The following is a 6,274-nucleotide window of genomic DNA, read 5'->3' on the forward strand; positions in this document are numbered from 1 at the left end:
ATACGGACTACGACATTACAAACCCTAAGAAAATTGATACCAAAGTGTCAGAAACATCCTCGAAGACAAAAATAGTTATCGCGCCTACATATCAGCCAGTTATAGAATTGACCCATACGGTATTGATTGTCTGTCTATACGTATCAACTGATAGATGGCTACAGAGGAAGTTCTAGCTTGATGGATTGAAACTCATAGAATCCTTTCGTCGTGCGAGTTTCTACGTAAATCTCTTTCTAACTGGTTGAATAGAAGAGTCCCTTTTTACACCGAGGTCTTATGCAGCTAGCGTTATAAAAACTACAAGTTATTGAGTACTAAGAATATTGGCACACTCTTAATGCTTCCCTAACAAAATAAGAAAGTAAGTCTAGCTGTTATGGGATCCGTATTTTTACTTAGAAGTTTTTTACGAAAGTATCACTGGACCAATATCATTAGCTGTAGTACGTCTAGAGCAGCGATTACTCACCCAAGACATAGCACGTTGACCGAAGCGCTCGCATATGGTTCATATAGCCGTAGTGAGATACGTCCGAAAACCGCTACGATTCGGTTGGCTAATCCAAATCGCTCGACTCACCTTCGGCATCTAGCAAGAAGAGTGCATCTGATTCATGCAGTGAGGGATTAGAGACTTCATGCCGCGAAAAATCAGGGGTGAGCACTGGCTCGGCAATTGGATTAATCGTTTGGTCGGCAGGTGCAATGAATGGTTCAGAAGCAGCAGTCGGTAGCGGCTGAACAGAACGCTGACCCCTAGGTATAGGATGAGCAGGGTCAAGATCACTTTGGTCAATAGAGCGAGTAGTAGAGACGTCTGGCATCGGCGGTAGATCAGTCAGTGAGTCAGCCGCTTGCGCTTTGAGAACAGCAGGGAATTGCATAGGCTGCTCAAAAGTTCGCGATGCCTGGCGAATGCTTTGAAGAATAGCACTTCCACGTTCTCCAGTAGCCATCTGCAAACGAGAGTCACGGATGGTCACGGGTAAGAACTCTATCTTCATCTGCCGATTTCGTAAGGAAACTCGTAGGGCAACGCTGTCGTGGTTTTCGAAAGGTGCTTCATTAAAAACAAAATCACCTAACGAATAGGCGATCGCGCGATCGCGATAAATCTCTGCGCCCTGAATCTGGCTAGGATGATAGCCCACCACTAAGTCTGCACCAGCATCAATTGCATCGCGTGCGAGCGACTGCTGCCACTCAGCCGGTAGATCATCTTCAGCAGGCTCTGCTTCCCCCCAGCGATAGTTCACAACAATCCAATCCACCTGAGATCGAAGCGCTGCAATATCTTCTAGAATATGCTGTCGCCCGCCAGCACTAGCTGAAGCCACACCCGCAGCATTTTCTTTGGCCGCTTTTAGGGTTCTAGGCTTGTAGCTGAGATAGGCAATGCGCTGTCCTTTGACTTCCAAGATCTCAGGTCGATGGGCTTCCTTGTGATCTCTGCCCGCCCCCACTCGGTAAATGCCCTCTTGATCTAGCGTCTTTAGCGTCTCCTTGAGACCTTGGACGCCGTAGGTAAATATTCCTTCACTAGCCAAATTAACGATGTCAACCCCGCCAGCTTTGAGCGCCTGCACCGCTTCGGGCCGAGTACGGTGATAAAAGCTCTCTTGCAGCGAGGTACTAGGGGTCGCCAATGGCTCCGACAGGCCGAGCATGGCGACATCAGCCCGCTTGTAAATTCCTAGCTCAGAAAATAGCTGATCGAGACTGTCTTCCGATTCAAAGACAAAATCATCTAGGCCCAGCTTCCCTCCAAACAGCAAAGTAACCGTTGGATCTTGGGGCAAGGCTACCGCCTGATGGGGAATGACCGAAACCGTCTCTAGCGCGGCTTCGACTGTTCTACTGGTAAAGCGCACTGAAGTAGCTTCGGGCGCGGCTGCCTCGGTCGCAGCTGTAGATGAACCGTCCTCGTACCAGGGGGGGAGCGAGACTTCTGGGCTGGCGACAGAATTGGAGAGCCGCTCTGACAAAATCAGGTCCGTCAAGCCACCGAAGAGAAAAGCGGCCATCGCTGTTCCAGAAAGAAGTGCCGCTCGAAAGAACTTGAATTGACTGCGAACAATCTGACGGGCAATTTTGCTACGAGCAGACTCATGGATCAATTTGTCGCTATCGGCGTGGCCAACTAAGCGTTCTGGTCTAGTTTCTGAAGATATTGCGGCTGAAGATATTGCAGATGAAGGCGACTGGCGCTGGCTGACGGTCGGAATGCGAATACGCTCCTCCCAGTCGGTTTTGCTAGAGCCGACCGTGCGGGCAACTAGATGAACACCCTCAATCAAGTTGGAGTCGAGATTGTAGAGGCGATCGCAGATAAACCTGGTCAACCGCTTCGGCTGGGGAGAGCGCTCGAACTCGACGACAATCTTCACTCGCCCCGCCACGCTGCTACGAGAGACCTGAGCATAGATGTTTTGAGGCACCAAATCCTGGTTTAGCAAATAGGCGATCGCCTGAAAATAGCCTTCTGCCGCTAGCTGTCGGACATCTAGCCCAGAAAAGCCCGCTTGGGAAAAGCTAGAGCTAAAGAAATCATCCGGCGCAACTGGATGAGCAACCTTCAGCGTGAAAGAGATAGGACGCGAAGCCACAGGAGTCTCTAACAGAGCTGCACTAGAGCCCGACGGACTTCGAGATGAGGATTGAGATGCGCTTACCATAGATAGGCTCGTCCAAAAGTCTGCTGTCGACAGTGAGAATCTGATGAACTAGCACAGCTTGAACGGGTAGCAACCGGATACCAATAGAGTAGTTCTTTTTAGACATCGACTCACGTACGTAGAGCTTACCCAATTTGGTTGATGTATTGCTAGCACCAGTAGGGATATCTCAGGGTTGAGTAATGAAGTCTTCTCCAGAGTCGGCGGCTTCCGACGTCGATGAGGTGCCGCTGTCGGCGGCTGGTTCGGGAGGTACCACCGCTGGCTGAATCGCTTTTTCCGCTAGCTGATAGGTGCGAGCAGACACCCGGCGAATCAACTCCCTGGCCCGTCCGTCGTTGTTTGGACGCTGGACCAGCGCAGCCACTACATAGCGTTTACCATTCGGGACATCGACTAGAGCCACATCACCAAGCACCGAGCCGATATCACCTGTTTTGTTGTAGGTTAATGCGCCTCTTTCTTCGAGGGTAGCAGGCAGCAGACCTTTGCTGCGAGTACGTTTGAGAATATTGAGTACGCGATCGCGCGATCGCGTACTCAACGATTGACCCTGACTGATTAACAGCATCGTATGTGCCAGGTCGCGGCTACTGGTCAAATTAGTGCCTTCTAGATCGGGTAGCGGCGCGTTTAGCTCAGTTGCTTCTAGGCCATAGCCTACAAATCGACTATTCAACGCCTCTGGGCCGCCTAGCAAGTCGATCATCATATTGGTGGCCGTATTGTCGCTATTGACAATCATTTGAGAGGCCACTTCTAGCGCTGTGTACTGAGTACTCGGGTCGGCCACCTGCATATCCCCAGAACCCGACGCTATCTGCTGAGGCTGCATAGACATCACCTGCGTTAGATCGATGCGGCCAGCATCTACTTCTTCAAAGAACGCCAGCAGAATAGGCAGCTTGATGGTGCTAGCAGCGGCGATCGCCTCACCTCCCCCCACGCTGACATACTCACCCGTATCCACATCCACGTAAAAGACCTTAGGCACCAGACTGGGATACAGATTTGGTAGCGCTTCTAGCTCTGCTTTTAAAGGTGCAATCTCTCTGGTGAGCTCAATCGGAAAGGTCTTAGTAGGTCCCTGGGGCTGGGCTGCAGGCGCAATCTCAACAGCTTCTTGGGCAGGCGCTTTCGGCAGTGCCTTTAACAGAGTACCGCCAATAGCAGCCACACCTAAGCCAACGATAATGAGCTGAATAATGTAGCGGACGGAAGCAGGCGTCTTTAGTGAACGGTGACGGCGACGAACCAACCCCCGAGAGGGCGGAACTCTGCCTGTGGCTGACGTATTCGGTAGCGTTGGCCGTGCCTTAGCTCGAAGCGGCCCTGTCTGGCTAGCGACAAGCCCATTCGCCACCGAGCCGTTCGCCACAGAACCGTTCGCCACAGAACCGTTCGCCATAGAACCATTCGGTATAGACCGGCTATGTCCTGCCCTTTTTGGCTGCCTGAAAGGACGGACTCGTGCAGCATTTTGGCGCTGACTACTTTGGCTTTGACCACCAGGTTGGCTGCTGGGCTGAATAGGTTTGGCTTTGAGCGCACGGGTACGACTAGCAGATTTACTTTTGACACGCTCCGAACCTGTGCTAAACAAACGACGACGTTCTACAGGCGCAGCCGGACGACGAGAGGAACGACTCCGAGAACGACGGCTCCGAGTTGGAACCTGCGAGGATGTCGGTGGAGAAGACGCTTGGGTCTGCTTAGGCAACTGTGAGGGAATCTGTCTAGAAACCTGTTTGGGGATTTGCCTGGTGGGAACGGACCGTGGTTGAGTGTCAGCGTTTTGCCCCCCGAGCTGGGCGTCGCGCGAGTTGTAGGTATCCGTCATAACAGGGTCTAACCTTTACGTTTGCCGTTGTTTTGAGTGTGATAGTGCCCATTCCGTCTGCCGAATCATGCCGCGTAATAGGGCAACTTCATGAGAAGTCGGGGACGCCCGGTGGAGTAGCTGCCGCAGCTTACGCATGCGACTAGCGCTGGTGTGCGGGTGAAGATATCCCACTCGCAGGAGCAGTGACTCTAGATGTTCGTAGTAGCTTTCGATTTCCTCCAGGTTTGCCCTAGGCTTGTCTTCGGACTGTTCTAGGGTATGGGTTTCAACTGTACTTGATAAGACAGATTCCGACTGTTTAGCAGATGAAGGGGGGTTTTGTAAAGCGGGTGTTTTCTCTGATAAGCGGTCGGTAGAGGAGAAAGGAAGAGGGAGAGAAGCGGAAAAAGATTGGCTCAGCCGCGAGAGTTCGTAGCAGCAGATAGTGACGGCTTGAGCCAGATTAAGGGCGCTGTAGGCGTCGCTAGTGGAAATTTTGAGGAACTGCTGAGCGTAGGTAAGCTCCTGGTTGCTCAGTCCTCGATCTTCTGGGCCAAAGATTAGAGCAGTATTGCGGCGGCGCTGTTCTTTGGCTCTTTTGATTCCTTGCTCTCTAGCCTCTGAAATCAGCAGATTGGGTAAGGCAATTTCTGGCGGATCGAGCTGAGCATCAAACCCTCTAGGGCGAGCAGTAGTGGCGATCGCATACTCACAGCCCACTAGCGCTTCAGGAATCGTCCCTACAATCCGCGCCGCTGCTAATACATCGTCTGCATGCACTGCCATCTGCAAAGCCTCAGCCCCTAAGTAGTCGCACTGCGGATCGACCAGATAAAGCTGTGACAGGCCAAAATTTTTCATCACCCGTGCCACCGAGCCGACGTTTAGCGGTCCGGCGGGGGCGACCAAGACAATTCTGACCTTAGCTAGAGCTACCTGAGTATTCTCTTCCTGTTTCAACCCTTCCGACATACCCAAACGCCCGCCACTCCCTTAATCACTCTCAAGACAACAATCGCCCTTGGTACAATATACTAAGCCGTCTTCTCAATTCTCTTCACCCTCCCTCACCCCCTCACCCACCTCTATGGCTCGCCAGCGCAAAAAATCAGATCTTCCCTCCAAACCTTGCCAGGTCTGCGGTCGCTCCTTCACCTGGCGTAAAAAATGGGAGAACTGCTGGGACGAGGTGAAGTACTGCTCTGAACGCTGTCGGCGCAGGCGAAATCAAGCCGGAGACGGCAAAGATTGAAGCAGAGTGTGAATATAAGCGTCAGTGAAGTCTGCGATCGCCCGCCCCGCGCCAACTGAAATCAAGTCCGCCTCACTATGTGTCGTCATCACTCCAACCGTGGCAATTTTTGCGCCAACCGCTGAACGGATTCCCGCTGTTGAATCTTCAAAAACAATGGCTTCTTCACTGCCAATCTCTAGCAAGTCCAGCGCTGTTTGATAAGGTAGCGGATCGGGCTTACCCCTAAGAAGCTCATCTGCAATGACGACCGGCTCGAATCGTTCACTTAGGCCAATCGTGTCTAGCATAAACCAGGCATTTTCCGAGGGAGCGTTAGTAACCACTGCCGCTGCCAGCTTATGTCTTTGAATAGCCGCTAAAAATTCAGTCAGCCCCGGTAGGGGTTCTAGAGACCAGCCCTTTCAAGGTGCTTTCTTTTCGGCTTTAGCTTTGGCGAGTAGTCGAGCGGTAGAGACATGCGGCTTCTTTTTGTCGTACTTAGGCTTGGGTATCTTTTTCTTTGGCCCTCTAGGATGGGAG

4 protein-coding genes and 1 pseudogene are annotated in these 6,274 nt (G+C 51.9%); 1 reads left to right on the forward strand and 4 read right to left on the reverse strand.

All coding sequences use genetic code 11. The features are described 5' to 3' along the window. Nucleotides 1-560: 560 nt before the first annotated feature. The 3 genes from IQ256_RS13870 to IQ256_RS13880 form a co-directional block, all read right to left on the reverse strand. Nucleotides 561-2,609, reverse strand: coding sequence for a CapA family protein (locus IQ256_RS13870; protein WP_193856131.1), 2,049 nt, complete (start codon nucleotides 2,607-2,609; stop codon nucleotides 561-563). 238 nt (nucleotides 2,610-2,847) lie between these two features. Next, nucleotides 2,848-4,518, reverse strand: a complete 1,671-nt coding sequence (locus IQ256_RS13875) for a serine hydrolase (RefSeq protein ID WP_193856132.1) — start codon at nucleotides 4,516-4,518, stop codon at nucleotides 2,848-2,850. 15 nt (nucleotides 4,519-4,533) lie between these two features. Further along, nucleotides 4,534-5,472: an RNA methyltransferase gene (locus IQ256_RS13880; RefSeq protein WP_193856133.1), complete on the reverse strand. Its 939-nt coding sequence runs from the start codon at nucleotides 5,470-5,472 to the stop codon at nucleotides 4,534-4,536. 115 nt (nucleotides 5,473-5,587) lie between these two features. On the opposite strand from IQ256_RS13880, the gene IQ256_RS13885 reads away from it, so the two are divergent. Next, complete coding sequence (locus IQ256_RS13885; protein WP_193856134.1) at nucleotides 5,588-5,752, forward strand: DUF2256 domain-containing protein; 165 nt, start codon at nucleotides 5,588-5,590, stop codon at nucleotides 5,750-5,752. Here the strand turns inward: IQ256_RS13885 and IQ256_RS13890 are convergent. Next, a pseudogene (locus IQ256_RS13890) lies at nucleotides 5,728-6,132 on the reverse strand (HAD family hydrolase); the annotation flags it as partial. The gene IQ256_RS13885 and the pseudogene IQ256_RS13890 sit on opposite strands and share 25 nt — an antisense overlap. Nucleotides 6,133-6,274: the final 142 nt, after the last annotated feature.

The organism is cf. Phormidesmis sp. LEGE 11477 (assembly GCF_015207105.1).
Taxonomy (GTDB): Bacteria; Cyanobacteriota; Cyanobacteriia; order Phormidesmidales; family Phormidesmidaceae; genus Phormidesmis.